The organism is Acetobacterium carbinolicum (assembly GCF_047456275.1).
GTDB lineage: Bacteria > Bacillota > Clostridia > Eubacteriales > Eubacteriaceae > Acetobacterium > Acetobacterium carbinolicum.
Genome location: NZ_CP173357.1, coordinates 728903 through 748335, shown reverse-complemented (window position 1 = coordinate 748335; position 19433 = coordinate 728903). Strand labels below are relative to the sequence as shown.

23 protein-coding genes are annotated in these 19433 nt (G+C 42.7%); 3 read left to right on the top strand and 20 right to left on the bottom strand.

The window, feature by feature from the left end; all coding sequences use genetic code 11:
- Positions 1–54 precede the first annotated feature (54 nt).
- Both ACIZ62_RS03585 and cdaA read right to left on the bottom strand, forming a co-directional pair.
- Positions 55–1269 carry a YbbR-like domain-containing protein gene (locus tag ACIZ62_RS03585; protein WP_111887919.1) on the bottom strand — a complete coding sequence of 405 codons (1215 nt, stop codon included), beginning with the start codon at positions 1267–1269 and terminating at the stop codon, positions 55–57.
- Positions 1256–2104 (bottom strand): diadenylate cyclase CdaA, encoded by an 849-nt coding sequence (gene cdaA / locus ACIZ62_RS03580; protein ID WP_414151224.1) that lies wholly within the window; start codon positions 2102–2104, stop codon positions 1256–1258. The genes ACIZ62_RS03585 and cdaA overlap by 14 nt, the downstream gene beginning before the upstream one ends.
- A 195-nt stretch (positions 2105–2299) precedes the next feature.
- Between cdaA and ACIZ62_RS03575 the strand changes: the two genes are divergently transcribed.
- Positions 2300–2731 carry a CBS domain-containing protein gene (locus tag ACIZ62_RS03575; RefSeq protein WP_111887921.1) on the top strand — a complete coding sequence of 144 codons (432 nt, stop codon included), beginning with the start codon at positions 2300–2302 and terminating at the stop codon, positions 2729–2731.
- Between the two features lie 117 nt (positions 2732–2848).
- On the opposite strand, the gene ACIZ62_RS03570 is transcribed toward ACIZ62_RS03575, so the two are convergent.
- Together ACIZ62_RS03570 and ACIZ62_RS03565 are read right to left on the bottom strand one after the other, a co-directional pair.
- Positions 2849–5269, bottom strand: a complete 2421-nt coding sequence (locus tag ACIZ62_RS03570; RefSeq protein ID WP_414151223.1) for an MrcB family domain-containing protein — start codon at positions 5267–5269, stop codon at positions 2849–2851.
- Positions 5270–5315: 46 nt separating this feature from the next.
- Entirely contained in the window at positions 5316–5909 is a 594-nt protein-coding gene (locus ACIZ62_RS03565; protein ID WP_322519578.1) for a secondary thiamine-phosphate synthase enzyme YjbQ, read from the bottom strand.
- A gap of 205 nt (positions 5910–6114) precedes the next feature.
- Between ACIZ62_RS03565 and ACIZ62_RS03560 the strand changes: the two genes are divergently transcribed.
- Together ACIZ62_RS03560 and ACIZ62_RS03555 are read left to right on the top strand one after the other, a co-directional pair.
- Positions 6115–6954 (top strand): putative ABC transporter permease, encoded by an 840-nt coding sequence (locus ACIZ62_RS03560; RefSeq protein ID WP_414151222.1) that lies wholly within the window; start codon positions 6115–6117, stop codon positions 6952–6954.
- A 63-nt stretch (positions 6955–7017) separates the two neighbouring features.
- On the top strand, positions 7018–7860 hold the full coding sequence (locus ACIZ62_RS03555) for an Mbeg1-like protein (RefSeq protein WP_414151221.1): 843 nt from the start codon (positions 7018–7020) through the stop codon (positions 7858–7860).
- 75 nt (positions 7861–7935) lie between these two features.
- Here ACIZ62_RS03555 and ACIZ62_RS03550 read toward each other — a convergent pair whose 3' ends face one another.
- The 16 genes from ACIZ62_RS03550 to infA all read right to left on the bottom strand — a co-directional run bounded on the left by ACIZ62_RS03550 (position 7936) and on the right by infA (position 19432).
- Positions 7936–9141 (bottom strand): AI-2E family transporter, encoded by a 1206-nt coding sequence (locus tag ACIZ62_RS03550; protein WP_414151220.1) that lies wholly within the window; start codon positions 9139–9141, stop codon positions 7936–7938.
- 136 nt (positions 9142–9277) lie between these two features.
- Complete coding sequence (locus ACIZ62_RS03545) at positions 9278–9619, bottom strand: hypothetical protein (RefSeq protein ID WP_111887927.1); 342 nt, start codon at positions 9617–9619, stop codon at positions 9278–9280.
- A 201-nt stretch (positions 9620–9820) separates the two neighbouring features.
- Complete coding sequence (typA, locus tag ACIZ62_RS03540; protein ID WP_111887928.1) at positions 9821–11635, bottom strand: translational GTPase TypA; 1815 nt, start codon at positions 11633–11635, stop codon at positions 9821–9823.
- Between the two features lie 87 nt (positions 11636–11722).
- Positions 11723–12115: a 30S ribosomal protein S9 gene (gene rpsI, locus ACIZ62_RS03535; RefSeq protein ID WP_111887929.1), complete on the bottom strand. Its 393-nt coding sequence runs from the start codon at positions 12113–12115 to the stop codon at positions 11723–11725.
- A 24-nt stretch (positions 12116–12139) separates the two neighbouring features.
- Positions 12140–12577, bottom strand: coding sequence for a 50S ribosomal protein L13 (gene rplM, locus ACIZ62_RS03530; RefSeq protein WP_111887930.1), 438 nt, complete (start codon positions 12575–12577; stop codon positions 12140–12142).
- A 193-nt stretch (positions 12578–12770) separates the two neighbouring features.
- Positions 12771–13505: a tRNA pseudouridine(38-40) synthase TruA gene (truA, locus tag ACIZ62_RS03525; RefSeq protein ID WP_322519582.1), complete on the bottom strand. Its 735-nt coding sequence runs from the start codon at positions 13503–13505 to the stop codon at positions 12771–12773.
- Positions 13506–13519: 14 nt separating this feature from the next.
- A complete protein-coding gene (locus ACIZ62_RS03520; RefSeq protein WP_322519583.1) occupies positions 13520–14341 on the bottom strand; it encodes an energy-coupling factor transporter transmembrane component T in 822 nt (273 codons plus the stop codon).
- 4 nt (positions 14342–14345) lie between these two features.
- Positions 14346–15200: an energy-coupling factor transporter ATPase gene (locus tag ACIZ62_RS03515; protein ID WP_322519584.1), complete on the bottom strand. Its 855-nt coding sequence runs from the start codon at positions 15198–15200 to the stop codon at positions 14346–14348.
- The gene (locus ACIZ62_RS03510) at positions 15191–16036 is read right to left on the bottom strand and encodes an energy-coupling factor transporter ATPase (protein WP_414151835.1); all 846 of its coding nucleotides are present in this window, start codon (positions 16034–16036) and stop codon (positions 15191–15193) included. Before ACIZ62_RS03510 ends, ACIZ62_RS03515 begins: the two co-directional genes overlap by 10 nt.
- A 102-nt stretch (positions 16037–16138) precedes the next feature.
- Entirely contained in the window at positions 16139–16480 is a 342-nt protein-coding gene (gene rplQ, locus ACIZ62_RS03505; RefSeq protein WP_026393609.1) for a 50S ribosomal protein L17, read from the bottom strand.
- A 4-nt stretch (positions 16481–16484) separates the two neighbouring features.
- Positions 16485–17444, bottom strand: a complete 960-nt coding sequence (locus ACIZ62_RS03500) for a DNA-directed RNA polymerase subunit alpha (protein WP_070369954.1) — start codon at positions 17442–17444, stop codon at positions 16485–16487.
- A gap of 71 nt (positions 17445–17515) precedes the next feature.
- A complete protein-coding gene (rpsD, locus tag ACIZ62_RS03495; RefSeq protein ID WP_111887935.1) occupies positions 17516–18145 on the bottom strand; it encodes a 30S ribosomal protein S4 in 630 nt (209 codons plus the stop codon).
- Positions 18146–18161: 16 nt separating this feature from the next.
- Positions 18162–18554 (bottom strand): 30S ribosomal protein S11, encoded by a 393-nt coding sequence (rpsK, locus tag ACIZ62_RS03490; protein ID WP_111887936.1) that lies wholly within the window; start codon positions 18552–18554, stop codon positions 18162–18164.
- 13 nt (positions 18555–18567) lie between these two features.
- Entirely contained in the window at positions 18568–18930 is a 363-nt protein-coding gene (gene rpsM, locus ACIZ62_RS03485) for a 30S ribosomal protein S13 (RefSeq protein WP_111887937.1), read from the bottom strand.
- Between the two features lie 147 nt (positions 18931–19077).
- Entirely contained in the window at positions 19078–19191 is a 114-nt protein-coding gene (gene rpmJ / locus ACIZ62_RS03480) for a 50S ribosomal protein L36 (RefSeq protein ID WP_013382261.1), read from the bottom strand.
- A 13-nt stretch (positions 19192–19204) separates the two neighbouring features.
- Positions 19205–19432 carry a translation initiation factor IF-1 gene (gene infA, locus ACIZ62_RS03475; RefSeq protein ID WP_070369950.1) on the bottom strand — a complete coding sequence of 76 codons (228 nt, stop codon included), beginning with the start codon at positions 19430–19432 and terminating at the stop codon, positions 19205–19207.
- Position 19433 lies beyond the last annotated feature (1 nt).

Here is a 19433-nt window from a genome sequence, read left to right as displayed (position 1 = left end):
AAATGCAAGATTTTGTATTAATTTTTATGTTAATTTTCTTATTTACTCAGATTTTTATTCAATTGTTACTGTTGTTCTTGCTGGTGTGATGGATTTGACCAAAGCCTGCGATAAATTGGTCTGAATTGGCAATTCATATTCTCCCGGGGCTAAATTCGTACAATCCACAAAGGCTTCAATCTGCGCTGTATTTAAACTGTTTAGGACACTACTGGCACCCTCTAATTTTACGATAACCCGGGAATCCTTAATTTTTGACATCACCTGACCAGCGGCGAGATTTTTTGCACTTACCTTATCAAGGGTAAAACTCTTTTCCACCGGGCTTTCAATGGCAACGGTCACCTTAACTTTTCCACTATCATCGAGGAAATAGAATCCCGTCGGGGCGGTAAGACTAATATCTTTGGTAAATGTTTTTGATTGTCCCGACACGTTAATGGGATCGATGGCAATCGTCTCAATGGTATTTAGCAGGTCCTCTTTGGCTCCGATTATGACCTTTGAAGGTTCAACCATAATCTCTGTGACAATGGTCCCATTGGCCGGTTCTCCGACGGTGGAAGGCGTCATTCCTACGGACTTTGTTTTTCCTAAAAAAATCTCAGTTGGAACAACATTTGGCAATATTTCCAGATCATTAATCGGACTCCCGTCCACATCATAAGCCGTAACATCCAGGTACCTTGTCGTATCGGTTGCCAGTCCGTTAACATTGGCGGTTGCAGTTATTTTATCAATTCGCGTAATCGACGCTTCCGGACCTTCCACTTCCACTTTTTCCTGTGATTTAGCCGAGATCACCGACAGATCATTGGCTGGTATTCCTTCCAACACAATCCCCACATCCACGGCTTCCTTTATGATATTATCCACTTCAATCGAAAGAGTCGTCGGGTTCATGCTACTGATAATCACCGAATTGGCCAGGCCTTTCACCTCAACATCCAGATCATAGATCCCTTTTTCGTCAATATCACTGAGATCTACTTCAGCGGTAATTTCTTTCATAATAATATTTCTTAAATTCCGGTCCGTTCCCTTTACCTGCAAATTGAGATAATAATTTTTATTATCGACCAGCACCAAATTTTTTTCTGCGAGGGATTCCACATTGGTTAAGGTTATCGGGATACTGTTATAATCCTGGGTGATCAGCATATCAGCATTACCATTGACCATAAACCAAAGGGTGATGGCAATGCCCACTGCTGCAATCAGCCGAAATAATCGTTCATGCAAGGCTATCTTCTTTTTATTTGCTGCCATCGATTCTCCCCCAGAGCTTATGAATCCACCCGCTGTCTGTGTTGCCGTCTTCATTGATGATATAGTTTTCCAGAATAATTTGCTTGAGCACCTCGATGATCACATCCTGAAACAAGGTGCCCTTTGATGCATAAGAAATTTGACCCGTTTCTTCGGAGACAATAATGACCAGCGCATCAGATTTTTCTGTCATTCCCAAACCAGCCCGGTGCCGAGTTCCAAATTCACTGCCCAAATCGCGATTGTCCGAAAGCGGCAGCAAGCACCCTGCCGCCCGGATCTGCCGGGACCATAGTTTAATAATCACTGCGCCGTCATGAAGAGGACGGTTCGGCGTAAAAATATTCTCCAGCAGTTCACTGCTGATATCCGAATCCAGCTCAGTTCCGGTTTTAACGATATTATTAAGCCCGGTATCTTTTTCCAGAACAATCAGTGCGCCGGTCCGCTCGCACGCCAGTTTGTCCACCGCTTTAATGATTTTTTCGACGTCTTCTTCGAGAAAGTCCATCGATGGTTTCTTCATCATCTCTTTAAAAATACGATTATTTCCCAGTTGTTCCAAGGCTGAGCGAAACTCTGGCTGAAATACCACCACAATGAAAATAAACGCCCAGGTAAAGGCGCTGGTAATAATTAAATTAAGGGTGGTGAAACCCAGCCATTCACTGACAGGCGACAAAAAAAGCAACACAATCAAGCCTTTAAAAACCTGTTCGGCCTGGGTTCCCCGTATCCACATTAATAACTTATAGACAATAAAAGAAATAATGACAACCTCGATGATACTGGCTCCCGTTATTCTTGATTGTAAATATAATAAAAACTCTTCCATTTTAATTCCCTCATTCATTCGTTACTATTAATTATACACTACCTAAGCCATTTCGTGAAACGGAAATTGAAGTTTTTCATATTTTTACAGTCCCCATTAAGAATTTTTTTAAGGGAGACTTGTGAAATTCATGCTAAAATTGGCTTTAATTAAAACTCTTCCCAATCTTTTATAAAGAAAAAGGAGCTCTTTTACATGAAAAATCATCTGTTTTATTTACTCCCCAAAAGCGAAACTGTTTTTTTAACCAATACCGATTCATTCAACCAGGCCTACAATATGTTTGTGATTACAAATTATACGGCCCTGCCGGTGATTAACAAAAAAGGACAATACGTGGGAACCATCTGTGAAGGTGACCTGCTACGGGTTTTATCCCTGAGTCTGACCCACCCGGAAATCAATTTAGATGCTTTTGAAATCAAAGACATTGACTTCAAAATAAATCTGGAAGTGGCCAGGGTTAATGAAAGTTACGAACATCTGGTAGAATTGGCTGTGAAACAGAACTTTATTCCCCTCGTTGATGATCAGGGAATTTTTATCGGTATTCTTAGACGCCAGGAACTGATCAAAGAACTGATCAATTTTTTATCTGATAAGGTCGCTGAACAAGACGTCGGTTAGTTTCCTCTAATGACAACGATTAAAGCCAATTGATTCGTCCAACGCTGCCATTGCCAGAACTGTTTTTTCTGTTTTGCAATGAAAGAATCGGATGTATCAATTGGCTTTTTGTCGTCTTCACTGTTTATGTTGTTGTCTTAATCGTTTTAAAATCACCCCTCCACTGCGGGGACAGGGAATGGCCCCGGCTTTTAATAACGCTTCATATCGACCAATCAACCGGTCTGGTGGCAAATTGCTAAACGCTTGCTTCAAACTGTCCTCAAGTAAAAAGCCAGCCAAACTCAGATAGACGTCGACATCTGTTTCGGAAACTGCCTCCAGTGCAGGAATAATGCGTTGCAAAAGAGCCAGATCGATGACCTCTAATTCGCTATACAAACCTTCAACTCCGCTGTTGATGCCAAAAGCCAGGATTTCATTTTTCCCCCGATACCCCATTGGGCACTCATGTTTTATGAGTAGCTGTTGTACCTCATTGAGCAAGACCATGAGACGCTCCAGAATTTCCGGCAAGCCCTTAGCCTGACTATGGATTTTAAAGACACTGTTCTCCCAGTCACTGTCACCGGTAGGACTGCCATAATCGGCAAAAACGCCAATTTCAACCACCGGCATCCGAATCACATTGCCGCTATCAATCACTCGGGAATGGACCGGAAAACTGTCGGGACCCTCATTGATGGTTGCAACAATATAAAGGTTATCCGGAAAGCTTAAGTTACCGTATTCGCGAAAAGCTGTAATATCTGCGCCAAAATCTTCGCGTTTCAAAAAAGGCTCCTTGCTGCCATTAATTCCTTCTAACAAAAGTCGCAGATAATCGGCAGCCGGAGACTGGTCCATTTCATCGAGCATGAAGAAATGGGGTTTATCCGGATATTCTTTGGCTGCTTTTAAGATCAGCATGATGGGTCCGGGGATAAAGTGCCCACGACTGTCCAGATGTCCCAGTAGTGGAGTATGATCCTCCCAATTTTTTCCCACCAGCAGCCGTTTAAATCGACCGTTTTCCTGGTTCGCACCAATTGCCTCAGCAAAGAGCCGGGGAAAACTGGTTTTGCCGCTGCCTACCTGGCCTTTTATGATCACAAATGGTTTTGATTTTATCGACAGATAATAGGTCTTAATTAATTCCGCCGGATAATAATAGCCTTTGTCACCCATTTTTGCCTGAACCAACTGAAGATAGGGGGGAAGGTAGTCGTTCTTTGCCGGATAGCGGGTAAATGATTTGCTCTCCGCCGCTTTCGTTTCTGCTTTGAATTGAATGTCATCCACATCAGCAGACGACAGGTTTGTTTCAGATTCTGCCATCACGACCTCACGTAAAGTACTGATCGCTGCATGCTTCGGCTGTGCCGGGGCTTCCGAGCCGCTTTCCGCCTGATTTTTGTTTTCCACACCGGGGCGCTCTTCACAGATGCTTTCAAACAAAACGGTCTCTGCCGGTACCGGTTGCGATCCTTGCGGTGGCGGCGTCTGTTCCTCAAGTACAACTTCGGGCTTTTGCTTTATTTCTGCTATCATTTCATTTTCGACCTTGGCGTCCTGTCCTTTTATAATTTCTTCGCTTGGCTCATCACTGACTGCTGTTTCATCAGCCGTCTGACCCTTCGTCAAACATAACTTATACATTTTTCTAAACGCTTCAAATTCAGCGATCAGCACCTCATCTTCTGGCATCTCTGTTTCGGTATATTCGCGATAGCAGACGATCCCCGACACCAGGCTGGCATTCGCCAGCAAAACTTCTTTATGATTGGTTCGATAGTGTTCTGTCACAAGGTTTTTTCGGTACGCAGCGGCTTTTTCCGCCAGACTTCGTACCCCCATCCCTTCTTCACCATAGACGATGGCCAGATAAAGCTTACGGCTGTCCATGGCCAGAAGATAAGCCAGATAAAGGTCGCTATCATTTAGAGCCTGTTTATCGCGTACTTTAACCCAGGGGATCTCGGCCCATTGGGTGTCTCCGGCAAAGCCCCGTACCTGATAGTGTCCGGATCGGATGGTTTTTAAGTTTTCAATCACTTTGGGAATCTCTTCGGTGATCGTCTCTTTAAAAGAAAAACGAAAGTCTCTGGGATAATAGTTGGGATAACCGGTAATCCACTTTAACAACAGCTCCTGGAGTCCGGCCGTTGGCGGGGTAGCGATTATCGGCATGTCACTTATTTTTTCATCACTATTTTCTTCATCGGCCATTATTAAGCGCAGATGAAAAACTTCGTTGGCTTTTATTATTTCCAGCTTTGGCGTTTTGGACGCATCCGGATCACCCTGAAACCACGATTCAAAATCAGGAAAGGCTTCACCCAGTTTGCGTATCAGCACCTTGCTCCATTTAAGTTTGGTATCGCCTTCAGTTTCCAGATAAGAAGGATATTCGCGATTCTGATAAATAATTGCCAGTCGTTCTCCGGGATTCCCGAAAAAGCTGATCCGTTCTTTTGGAATAGTCATCTCGGTATTAACAAAGTCCGATAATTCTGTTGTTTTGATCATTCGATCCGATCCTAATAATTCCCAGCTCATTGCTACTGCCTTTCTCTTCTTCGCTCATTCTTATGCCTTTATTTTTCTATTCATCCTGCTTGAGATGATTGTTTTCTGCTGTTTTTTCGTTGTTTTCTGCTTCCAGCTTTAGTCGATTTTCTTCCCGTAGACGCCATTCGTTACGCATTTCTTCCTTGATCTGTTCCTGTTCCGCTTCATGGGCTTTACGTTTTTCAAAAATCAATGCCAGTTCTTCGGGCATCGTTGCTTCCTCATTTTCAGCCAGCGTTGTCCCGGAACTACTGATAAAATACTGGCGCTCGCCCGGACCTTGAAATTCGACAAAATAAATACTCTGGTTTTTATCCAAGATCAAGGTTCCATCATGGACCATCACCTGGAGGGATGGCCCAAAAATCGTCGCTTTAACACAGGCGGTTGTCCAACCGGTAAACTTCATGCCGTCATACTTGGGCATCAGATGGTTTAGTTTATCAAAAAACTCCCGCTGCAGCCGCCAGTCATCGTTGATTGAAATAATCACCGAAGCGGTTCTTTCAGGAATTTGAATGTGTACAAAGCCATTTTTTAAACGGGACCCATTGACATACTCCCGCACACTTGCGGTAATATCAATCAGTTGCTCGCTGCTTGTTATTTCAATCTTGTTCGCTTTCATTTATGCTCCCTATTTTAGTATTCATTAAAGTGTTGTTATTTGGGCTGTCTCCATTATAAACCATCCGATTTGAAAAAACAAAAACATATCCATCGATGATGGATAAATATTTGCAATATAAATCATTTTATTAGCGATTTATCTATGAGACCGTAAACCGATATGTTAAAATGATCCAAAGTTGTTAATTTGAAAGGAATCATTTATGTATTATAACTTAAGCTTACTTTTTGTTTATTTTTTTATTTATGCCATCATCGGTTGGATGTGCGAAGTGGTGTACTGCTCCATCCCGGCAAAAAAATTTATTAACCGCGGCTTTTTAAACGGCCCCTATTGTCCCATTTATGGAGTCGGTGCAGTCATCATTATTATGTTCTTAATGCCCTATATCAGTAATCCAATTTTAGTCTTTTTCATCGGCATTATACTCACCAGCTCGCTGGAGTATATCACCAGTTGGGGGATGGAAAAACTCTTTCATGCTAAATGGTGGGACTACTCCGACCATAAATTTAATATCAACGGCCGGGTCTGTTTGTTAAATTCATTTCTTTTTGGTCTCTTATGTGTCATACTGATGTATATGGTTCATCCCATCGCCTCTGATCTGGTTAACAGCTTTTCGACTTTCTGGATCCAGATTATTGCAACGGTGGCAGCAATCTTCTTTCTTAGTGATCTGGTGGAATCCACTCGTGAAACAGTTTCCTTTAACAAAAAACTTAACAGTGTTTATGAAGCAACCACCGAGCTTAAAGATAATTTAAAAGAAAAAGGCATTACCACTGCCCACGAAGTCACTGCCAGGGTCCGCGAGCTTAAGGATGATAAACTTACCGATGCCATGGATTCGGCTCAACATCTGATTGTTTCGCTAACCAATCGGATTAACGAAACGAAGTTTATCAACCGCTACTCACATCAACGCATTATGAATGCCTTTCCTAAAATGGCGCACACCTATCATCAGAACTCACTCGAGCTTTATAAAGCGTATCTGGAAAAAAGCAAACGGCATAAAGCGAAACAGCACTCAAAATAGTTTTTCTTTAAAATCTATGTGTCGTTTGAATCACCCGAATTTCTTACCAAGGAGGTAAGAACCATGTTGTATCACAGTGAACTTAACCTCATCAGTCAGCTTGCCGCCCTGGATCTGCCAGTTTCTGTATCGCTATTACCAGCGTATACCGTAGGAGAAATGGTGATGGACTTGCTAAAAAATGTCAACGATCTTCAGGGCGATTGTGCCATGTCCGCGATAGAGTGGGACAAGTCACTGCACCTGATCCTGGCTAATCACAACCTCACCTCGCTAAAGATTCTGGCCTACACCAACCAGCCTGACAATGGCCTGGTGGCCTATTGTTTTTCCGACCATACCCCGGACGCCGGAATTATCGCTTTTCGAGGTACCACCGGCATCGGCTGGATCGATAATATCAAAGGGGGGTTCTTAACCGATACACCCCAGCAATTAAAAGCCCTGGCGTTTTTTCATGCGGTTGATGCAACGCTTCGTTTTAAGCACTATACCTTAACCGGACATTCCAAGGGCGGCAATAATAGTCAGTACATTACCATTGTTGATGGTGTAAAAATTCGTTACTGTGTCACCTTTAATAGCCAGGGATTTTCGGCCGAATTTATCAGGAAATATGCCAAAGAAATCGCTACCCATCAGAAAAAAATAATTGCCTACGAATCGGCATGGGACGTGGTTAACATCCTTTTAAACAGCATTGCCGGAAAACGGATAGTGGTTGGTGGTGAATCCAAACTGCCACACAACAATCATCCGCCCAACCGCTTACTAAACCAAAATGGCGAGATCCGAAAACCGGATATGCGCCATCCCTTTTATTCCGGCTTTCAGAATTTTACAGTTAGTTTAACGCTAATGGCGTCCAAAGCTAAACAGCAGCTTGAAAAAAACAAACACAAATAAACTAAAAGCGCCCTTTAACGATTAAACCAATTGGTCAATCCGCTAAAGGGCGCTTTTTTAGATCGCTATAGATGTTCAGGCCGGTTCTTCCTGCCTTGCTTTCATTTTATCAATCCGTTCATTGGTGACTTTTCTAAACACCGCATAAAATACGGCAAAGGATGGAATTCCCAAAATAATCCCCAGAAAACCAAACAGACTACCGCCAATCAGCATCCCGACCAACACCCATAACCCCGATAAACCGATCGACCCACCGACTACACGCGGATAAATGACATTGCTTTCAACCTGCTGCAGAACAATAATATAAACCACAAAAATCAGACAGTAAATCGGGTTCACCACCAATAAGATAAAGCCACTGGGTACGGCCCCCAAAAAGGCCCCAAAGACTGGAATTACGCTAGTCATGCCAACCATAACCCCAATCAGTAAGGCATAGGGAATCTGCAGTATTGCTAAACCAACGGTACACAGGGTCCCCAGAATAAAGGCTTCCGTAATCTGTCCGGCAATAAAGCCGTGAAAGACTTGATTGGCCGTGGTACTGACATCTGAAATAAAATCGGCCTGATCTTTTTTGACATAAGCATAGATCAACTTATCTTTAAGGGCCAGTAAATTCTCTTTATCAGCCAACAGATAAATAGAAATAACAACCCCCATGATGGCATTAAAGAAACCCACGGTAATGCTTTTGGTCGCATTAAATATTTCCGGAACAGAACTCAGTAAAAGACTGCCAAACTGTTCCAGTAACGCATCCCATTCAGTCGTAATGTCGTTCCATAATGTTTCGGGCAAATTTAAGAACGCCAGAATATCATCCACCAGAGCATTAAAAGAGGTAATATAATCCGGTAATTTAACAATCAGTGTGTCGACACTTTCGCTGACCTGGGGAATTACAAAGGTAATCAGTCCGGCCAGAATACCAATCACAAAAATGAATGTCAGGGTAATTGCAATCACCCGTTTACCCTTGTTTAGATCCCGGTTTTTTTTAAGTTTAAACCGCCTTTCTTTTTTGGGGGTCTGCTTCATAAAGCCTAAAAGATGTGTCTCAATAAATGACATTGGAATATTTAAGATAAAGGCAATGCCCAGACCGATTAGCACCGGGGTAATAATATTCACAAACAAGCCAAAATAGCCCAGCAGGTATTTTATATTCAGAAGGGCTACCAGTAAACAGATTCCAAAGGTAATCAGAAAAAAATAATTCCTGAAGGTTTTGTCGCTCATTTCCTTGCTTTTCCAATTATTATTGTTTTCCATAGATTCTCCGCCTTTTTTATTGATAATGATAACACACCGGACCATTAGCCCGCTTAATTTTTATGTCCCCAAGTAAAAAGCATCGCCTGGTTAAGCAATGCTTTTTATCTATCTATGATAATGTATGAAGAACGACCTAATAGGACTTAATCAGGGTAATCCCACCGATAAGCGGAAGCGGCTTGGCTTCAAGCTGCACCACATTGAGAATCCCATAAATAGCCAAACCCACAAACGCCAACGGTGCCGCACTAAAAAGAATGGTGGACAGAATCCAGCCAATAATCGGTACCAGTCCAATAATACCGCCAACAAAAGTCAAAATTAACCAGGCCAGAAATAGTACCAGACCCTGATTGGTATGATATCGGGCAAATTGGTTGTCACCTGCTGCCAATAACGGAATCAGAAAAATAATATAAGCAAAGACTGCCATGATTTTGCCTTCTTCGGCTTCCTGCTTGTCAATATCAATCATTTCGTTTAACCTCCGTTTTAAAATCAGACCGATATTTGAAAAACCGCTGTCTCTGTTGACATCAGTTTAACTAATATTTGTACTGATTACATGATATCACACTAAAAGTTTAGCGGTCAATTGTTATTTTAAGCGCCAGTCCTCTATCTCATTCTTTTGTGTAACAAAAAAAGGAACGCGATTAAAGCGTTCCAGAATTTTTTAGCGGGCGCTGCGTTTTCGTTCCAGTTCGCCCAGTACTTTCTTGCGAATCCGAATATCAGTGGGCGTCAGCTCCACCAATTCATCATCATTGATAAATTCCAATGCTTGCTCCAAAGTCATTAGTCTTGGCTCAACCAGTTTCAGGGCCTCATCGGTTCCCGAAGACCGGACATTGGTCATTTTTTTATTTTTAGTTGGATTGACGGTCATATCATCGCTACGGTTATTAATCCCGATGATCATCCCTTCGTAAACCTTGGTTCCCGCGCCAACTAACATTTCACCCCGGTCACTTAAGTTAAAGAGCGAGTAAGCCATGGTTTCGCCGCTGAACTGAGAAATAAGCACGCCGTTTTGTCGTTGTGGAATTTCGCCTTTATGGGCTTCAAACTGCGCAAAACGACGCACCATGGTACCCTCACCATGGGTGTCATTGATAAACTCACTCTGATATCCCAGCAAACCACGGGTCGGCACAAAGAATTCCATTCTCGTCCAGGATTCTTCATTATACATGCTTTCCATCCGACCTTTTCGAATATTGAGCTTAGAAATTACCGCACCCGAGTATTTTTCCGGTACCGATATGATTACCAGTTCCACCGGCTCTACTAGTTTGTCATTTTCGTCCCGGTGCATGATGACTTCGGGCTTAGAAACAGCCACTTCATAACCTTCCCGGCGCATGTTTTCAAGTAAAATTGATAAATGAAGTTCACCCCGTCCGGAAACCTTGAAGCCATCGGTGGTATCTTCGAGTTCTTCCACTAATAGCCCAACATTAACTTCCAGTTCCTTTTCCAACCGGGCCCGAATGTGCCGGGTGGTCACAAATTTTCCAGAGTCTCCAGCAAAAGGAGACTTGTTAACCAGAAAGTTCATCGACAAGGTGGGCTGTTCAATCTCAATCAGTTCCATTGGTTGAACCTGATTGATTTCACCAATGGTTTCCCCGATTGATATCTCCGGGATTCCTGAGATCACAACAATATCCCCGGCCTTGGCTTCTTTGACTTCAACTCGGGCTAAACCACGGTAGACAAAAACCTGATTGATTTTTTCCTTTTTGAAGCTTCCGTCGGTTTTACATACTTCGATCTGTTCACCCGCGTGAATGGTTCCAGAATAGATCTTACCAATCCCCAGACGGCCAATGTAATCGTCATAAGCCAATGAGGAAACCTGCATCTGCAATGGTTCAAGGCTCAGATCATCCTGAAGACCGACATGTTCGACAATGGTTTCAAAGAGCGGTGCCAGATTAACCCCTTCATCATCCATATCACGAATGGCAATGCCATCTTTGGCAATCCCGTAAAGAACCGGGAAATCCAACTGTTTGTCATTGGCTTTGAGTTCTACAAATAAGTCAAATACCATATCAACCACTTCTTCGGCACGTTGATCTTTTTTATCAATTTTATTAATGAAAAGGATCGGGTTTAGCCCTTTTTCAAGCGACTTATTCAGGACAAAACGGGTTTGTGGCATCGGTCCCTCACTGGAGTCAACCAGTAGCACCACCGTGTCAACCGTTCTTAAGATTCGTTCAACCTCTGAAGAAAAATCGGCATGGCCGGGGGTATCGACAATATTGATTTTAATGTCCTTGTACATAATGGAACAATTTTTTGAATAAATCGTAATTCCGCGTTCACGTTCAAGGTCATTGCTGTCCATTACGCAGTCCACGACCTCCTGATTCTCTCTAAAAACATTGCTTTGTCCTAAAAGGGCGTCTACCAGGGTAGATTTTCCGGCATCGACATGGGCGATGACTGCAATGTTAATAATGGGTTGTTTGTTATTCATAAATTCCTGCTTTCTTAATCTATTATGGCGTAACACTGAAAAGTCCTGCAACATTGAATGTCGCAGGACCTTGTAAAAAGTCTGATATTAACGTTTTGAAAACTGCGGTGCACGACGGGCTTTTTTGAGACCGTATTTTTTTCTTTCAACCATTCGCGAATCTCGCGTTAAGTATCCGGCACGTTTGAGTGCTGGTCTTAAGTTGATGTCAGCCTCGAGCAGAGCACGGGAAATCCCATGTCGGATCGCTCCAGCTTGCCCGGTGAAACCACCACCATGGACATTGACAATCACGTCAAAGGTGCCCAGCGTGTCCGTTAATGTTAACGGTTGTCTTGCGATAACCTTTAAGGTTTCCATTCCGAAAAATTCATCAATATCACGTCCGTTAATTGTGAATTTTCCACTCCCTGGTAATAATCGAACTCGGGCAACCGAGGTTTTTCTTCTTCCAGTTCCTAAATATTGTACTTTAGCCATTCTCTTATTTCCTCCTTCTCAGCATTAAAATTCGTAAACTTCAGGCAGTTGGGCAGCATGTGGATGTTCGGTGCCAGCATAAACTTTAAGTTTAGTCGCAACTTTATCCCCTAACTTGTTATGTGGGATCATACCCTTTACTGCTTTGAAAACCAGAAGTTCTGGTTTTTCAGCTAAGAATTTTCGGTAAGTCATTTCTTTTAACCCGCCGCAATATCCAGAATATGTTTTGTATAATTTCTGATCCAATTTGTTTCCGGTTAACACAACCTTATCGGCATTAATGATAATAACAAAATCTCCGCAATCCATATGGGGTGAAAAGATAGGTTTGTTTTTTCCTCGTAAAATATTTGCAACTTCTGTCGCCAGTCGTCCTAATACCTTACCTTCCGCATCAATCACATACCATTTACGGTCTATTTCATGAGATTTGGCCATTTTTGTGGCATTCGCATTCATCTCAAAAGTCCTCCTCAGTTAATAATTTCTTTTTTTTATCTATTGGCTCTCTGATAAGTGGGAGTTATCAGAAATCGTTTTTTTATCGTATCGGGGCTAGTGATACATTAACGTCCATTGTTAATTTTATAGCATCTTCCCGGGTGTGTCAAGTTATTTATGCATGTGTTTTGTATTTATTCCTAATAATCATTTAATAATAAACTTCCTTTAAGTAAAGACCATGAGCCGGTGCTGTCACACCAGCCTTATTGCGATCCTTACCCGCGATGATCGCTTTAATATCCTGTGGTTTTAAGCGGCCATAACCCACTTCATAGAGGGTGCCCATCATAATCCTTACCATATTATACAAAAATCCGTTTCCAGTAAAGGTTATTTCCGATAACTCGCCACGCTTTATAAATGATATGTCAGTAATGGTACGAACGGTGCTTTTGATGGCGCTGCCACTGGCCATAAAGGCACTAAAGTCATGCTCGCCTAAAAAACCGGCGGCCGCTTCTTCCATTGCCCCCCAATCCAGCGTTCGGGTGATATGAAATGCCAAATCCGCCAAGAAAGGACTGGCCACCGGGCTTTCTAAAATTTTATAAAGATAACTTTTACCGATGGTATTGTAGCGGCTATGAAAGTCCGGGGGGCACTCCCGGCTACGAATCACCCGAATGTCTACTGGAAGTCGGGTGTTCAGGGCCCGATACCATACCTCCGGCGGGATGGTCGAAGCGGTAAAAAAATTAGCACTCTGGCCCAAGGCATGCACTCCCGCATCAGTCCGGCCAGATCCGGTCAGATTGACAGTTTCGCCGGTGAGTTCTTTGATGGCTCTGATGATGACTTCTTGAATGGTAACACCATTGGGCTGAACCTGCCACCCACAATAACTGGTGCCCCGATAACTAATAATAATCTGAATATTTCTCATTATCTTCTTGCCCCTTAAACCGGGAACACAAGAGGAATTTGAATCAAGGTAGTCAGGTAAAGACCCACAATCATTGTAACCATCAGTGCCAAACTGACGCTATCCCGGAATTCAAAGGCTAATTGTTTCATCCGGGTTCGGTTTTCACCGCCTCGATAGCAGCGGGCTTCCATGGCGGTGGCCAATTCGTCAGCCCTGCGAAAAGCGGAAATAAACAGTGGAATCAAAATCGGGATCAGATTTTTAGCCCGGGAAATAATGCTGCCGGTTTCAAAATTTGCCCCCCGGGCTTTTTGAGCCTTCATGATTCGCTCGGTTTCTTCCATCAAGGTCGGAATAAAGCGCAGCGCAATCGACATCATCATTGCCAGTTCATGGGCATATCGCCTGACAAACGGAATAAAACGCATGCACCACTCCATTCCATCAGTTAAATCAATCGGCGAGGTGGTTAAGGTCATAATACTGGTACCGATCACCAGAAAGATCAGCCGCAGTGCCATATAGGTTGCCACTTTCAAACCTTCCAGGGTTACCGTCAGCGATCCCAGCGTAACCACTGGTGTTCCAGGCGTCATAAAGAGGTTTAATACCACTGTGAGCATAATAATCAGCACTAAACCCTTAATCCCTCGAATAATATACCCCACCGGGATTTTAGAAAGCAGGGTAATGGTTGTCAGGATCAAAAATGTGACGAGATAACCCCATAGATTATTCAAAAAAAACAACATCACAACAAAAGCTGTGGTAAACAGTATCTTCGTTCGCGGGTCCAGTTTGTGTATTACTGACCCGGTCGGATAATACTGACCAATCGTAACATCTTTTAACATTTAATTATCCTCTTATGACTTTGAGAATTTCTTTTTTGGCAGCTTCCACCGTAAAGATGTCTTCTCTGATTTCCGGATACTTTTCTTTCAGCCGCCGCATCAGATAGGTTACCTCCGGTACCGCCAATCCAATGCTTTCCAAGGTTGAGATTTGTGTAAACACGTGACTCGGCGTATCGAAAAAGACCACTTCACCTTCATTGATGACGAGAATCTTATCGACCATTTTTCCGATATCTTCCATACTGTGGGACACCAGAATAACTGTTATTTGCTTCTGAGTATGCAATAATTTGATCTGCGCCAGTATTTCTTCGCGGCCCCGGGGATCAAGGCCCGCGGTCGGTTCATCGAGGATCAGCACCGCCGGCTCCATCGCCAGAACACCGGCAATCGCCACCCGCCGCATCTGTCCGCCCGACAATTCAAAGGGGGATTTATCCTTAATGGTTTCAAAATCAAGACCAACCATTTTAATTGATTGTCTGACCCGCGTATCTATTTCTTCCTGACTGAGTCCCTGGTTTTTGGGTCCAAAGGCCACATCTTTTTGGACGGTTTCTTCAAACAGCTGATGTTCCGGGTATTGAAAAACTAGGCCAATACGATGCCTAAGCTCAATCAATTCGGATTTTTTTGTGTCAAAGATATCTTTCCCATCGACCAGAACCGTGCCGGAGGTGGGGGTTAATAATCCATTCAGATGCTGAATCAGGGTTGATTTACCCGAACCGGTATGGCCGATGATGCCAATAAAACTGCCGTCTTCAATGGTGATATTTATCTCTTTGAGCGCTTTGAATTCAAACGGTGAACCTTCTGAATAGGTATGCGAAAGATTTTTTATTTCTACTGACATAAGGCGTTCACCATTTCCTCAATACTTAACACATCATCGGCGATTTTTAGTCCTTCACACCGCAGCTCATAAGCCAACTCCGTCATTTGAGGCACATCCAGGCCAATCTCCTTGAGCCGTTTGACCTGTCTGAAAATTGTTCGGGGTTCACCTTCCATCACAACCTGACCTTTATCCAGAACGATAATGCGATCTGCAGCCACAATTTCTTCCATAAAATGGGTGATGTGAATCACGGTCATGTCTTTATCACGGTTAAGCCGTTTGATGGTTTCCATCACTTCCCGTCGTCCCGATGGATCGAGCATCGCGGTCGGTTCATCGAAAATGATACACTCCGGTTCCATTGCCAGAATCCCGGCAATGGCAATCCGCTGTTTTTGTCCCCCGGATAATTGATGGGGTTTTTGATGTGCATAAGCTTGCATTTCAACCGTCGCCAGGGCCCGATCGACCCGCTCTCTGATTTCTTGGGGCGGAACGCCGAGGTTTTCAGGGCCGAAGGCCACGTCTTCTTCCACGATGGTGGCGACTAACTGATTATCCGGGTTTTGGAAAACCATGCCTGCGGTTTGACGAATTGTCCACAGATGTGTTTGATCCCTGGTGTTAAGACCACTGACAATCACATCCCCCTGGGTAGGAAAAATGATCGCATTTAGCAGCTTGGAAAGAGTGGACTTTCCCGAACCATTGTGTCCAATAATTCCGACAAATTCACCTTTTTCAATGTGTAGACTGACACCATTCAAAGCAAGGACTGCCTCATTTTCATCGTGATGAGGATATGTGAAGTGGACATTACGCACTTCAATCATTTTATTATTACTTTGCATTGTCACTTATTTTTACCTTCTTTGGTGTTAAATCATAAGATTTGCAATATAAGAAAGGGATTAAGCGTAAACAACATCTTAATCCCCTTTTTGCATCTTAAATTATACTAATTCAATTATAGCCATTTCTGCGCCGTCGCCACGTCGTGGTCCCACCCGATAAATTCGTGTGTAGCCACCGTTACGTTCAGTATATTTAGGTGCAATTTCGTCAAACAATTGTTTAACCACTGCTTCTTGAGTGATATAAGAAATTGCCTGTCTTCTGGCATGTAAGTCGCCTCTTTTACCTAAAGTGACCATTTTATCTGCAATTCTTTTAACTTCCTTCGCTCTGGTTACGGTTGTTTCAATTTTACCGTGTTCTAAAAGGGCAGTCGTAAGATTCCGCAATAATGCTCTTCTTTGATCAGAGGGACGGCCTAGTTTTCGATATCCCGCCATAGTGTTACTCCTTTGCCTTTTCTTCTTCTTGACTCAAGGACAAACCAATCTCTGCCAGCTTGTGCTTGATTTCATTAAGAGATTTGCGACCGAGGTTACGAACTTTAATCATGTCCTCTTCGCTTCGTTGTGTTAATTTTTCAACTGTATCGATGTTCGCCCGTCGTAAGCAGTTACTGGATCTTACTGAAAGTTCCAGTTCTTCAATCGACATTTCGCGAATGCGTTCTTTTTCACTTTCCTCTTTTTCTACCATAATTTCTACAGTAGTCGCATGCTCAGTTAAATTAATGAACAAGTTTAAATGTTCACTTAAAACCTTAGCTGCCAAAGAGAGTGCTTCTTCTGGGGTTGTCGTTCCATCTGTCCAAATATCAATCGTTAATTTATCAAAATCGGTAATTTGACCGACTCGGGTATTTTCAACTAGAAAATTTACTTTAATAATTGGCGAAAAGATTGAATCCATTGGAATGGTTCCAATCGGCATGCCCGGATACTTATTTTTATCTGCCGCCACATAACCGCGACCCTTTTCGATGCGCATTTCCATATTTAAGGTTGAACCCTTAGATAAGGTCGCAATGTGCATTTCCGGATTCAGGATGTCGACATCAGAGTCGGCGATGATATCACCAGCAGTGATTTCACCTTCCTCTGAAGCTTCAATGTAAATAACCTTTGGCTCATCGGTATATATTTCTGCGGCCAGACCTTTCAGGTTTAGAAGAATTTCAATAACATCTTCTTTTACCCCGGGAATGGTTGAGAATTCATGCAATACGCCTTCAATTTTTACCGATGTGACTGCCACGCCCGGCAAAGAAGACAGCATTATCCGTCTCAGACTGTTACCAAGGGTGGTTCCATATCCCCGTTCTAAAGGTTCAATGACAAACCGCCCGTAGGTATCGTCGTCTTTTTTATCAACAATTTCGATGACTGGTTTCTCGAATTCGATCATTTATCAGACCCTCCTACTTATTTATAATCCATACATTAACATGAGGGTTAATTGGTTCCCGAACATGTAGCCTATTTAGAATACAATTCAACAATAAGATGTTCAGCAATTTCGACATCTAAGTCTTCTACTGCCGGTCTGCCAATGACTTTTCCTGATAGTGTTTCAACATCTTTAGATAACCAAGCTGCTACAGTTCTATTTTCTGTCACTTCTAAAATGTCTTTAAACTTCTGAGATTTCTTACTTTTAGGCCGAACTTCAATCACATCGCCGTCTTTCATGATATAAGAAGGAATGTTTAGTTTCTTGCCGTTAATCAGGAAATGTTCATGATCGACCAGTTGGCGGGCTTCTTTACGGGAAGTTGCCAGACCTAATCGATAAACAACATTATCCAAACGTGATTCTAAGTGAATCAGCAGGTTATGACCGGTAATCCCTTTTTGCTTTTCAGCAATTTCGAAGTATCCCCGGAACTGTTTTTCAAGCACACCATAAATACGTTTTGCTTTTTGCTTTTCACGTAATTGCAGGCCGTATTCTGATACTTTTGTTCGTCTTTTTCCATGTTGGCCTGGTGGTGTTGGACGTCGTTCGAACGCACATTTATTTGTTGAATAACAACGTTCACCTTTTAAGTACAATTTTGCACCTTCACGTCGACATTGTCGGCATGATGCTTCTATATTTCTTGACATAATTTTCGCCCTCCTGTTATACTCGTCGTCGCTTAGGTGGTCGACAACCGTTATGTGGAATAGGCGTAACATCGCGGATCAGGGTAATTTCCAATCCAGCCGCCTGTAAGGCTCGAATTGCTGCCTCACGTCCGGAACCAGGGCCTTTGACTAAAACTTCTACGCTTTTAAGTCCATGCTCCATGGCTGCTTTTGCCGCTTCTTCTGCTGCCATTTGAGAAGCAAAAGGGGTGCTTTTTCGTGACCCTTTAAAGCCTAGTCCACCAGAACTTGCCCATGAAAGGGCATTTCCTGACATATCTGTAATGGTAACAATGGTATTATTGAAAGAAGATTGAATATGGGCCTGGCCACGTTCGATATTCTTTTTGACTTTTCTTACTTTTCTTCGTGCTTTTTTAACTGCCATTCTTTAGCCCTCCTTATTTCTTCTTACTGACGAGACGTTTAGGACCTTTTCGAGTTCTAGCATTCGTTTTAGTCTTTTGTCCGCGCACAGGAAGTCCGCGACGATGACGTAGTCCTCTATAAGATCCAATTTCTATTAGTCGTTTAATGTTTAAGTTGACTTCTCGACGAAGATCACCTTCAACAGTGTATTTATCAATTGTAATTCTTAGATCATTCACTTCTGTTTCAGTCAGATCTTTCACTCTGGTATCAGGATTGATATTTAAAGCTTTTAAGATCTCTAAGGCTGTTGAATGTCCAATACCATAAATGTAAGTTAATCCAATTTCGACCCGCTTATCTCGGGGCAAATCGACTCCGGCAATTCTTGCCATAGGGTGTGTACCTCCTAAATTGTTTTCTAAATGCTGGTGAATCAATTAAGTTAGTGACGTAACGAAATTAAAACCCAGGGTGTTTTTATATCATGAACATGACTAAAATTGCCGCGGTCATGTTCTATTTTTCTGGACTCGACGGTTTTAACCTTGTTTCTGCTTGTGTTTTGGATTCTCGCAAATAACCATAACACGACCATTTCTCTTAATAATTTTGCATTTTTCACAAATCGGTTTTACTGATGGTCTAACTTTCATTTGTATGCCTCCTTTATGATTTCCCTTTCCCACGCCATACGATACGCCCGCGGGTCAAATCATATGGGGATAATTCAACAACTACCTTATCTCCCGGTAAAATTCTTATGTAATTCATGCGAAGTTTTCCCGAAATATGTGCAGTTATCTGATGTCCATTTTCCAATTCAACTAAGAAAATAGTGTTTGGTAATGACTCAATAACTGAGCCTTCTACCTCGATAACATCTTTTTTGGCCATT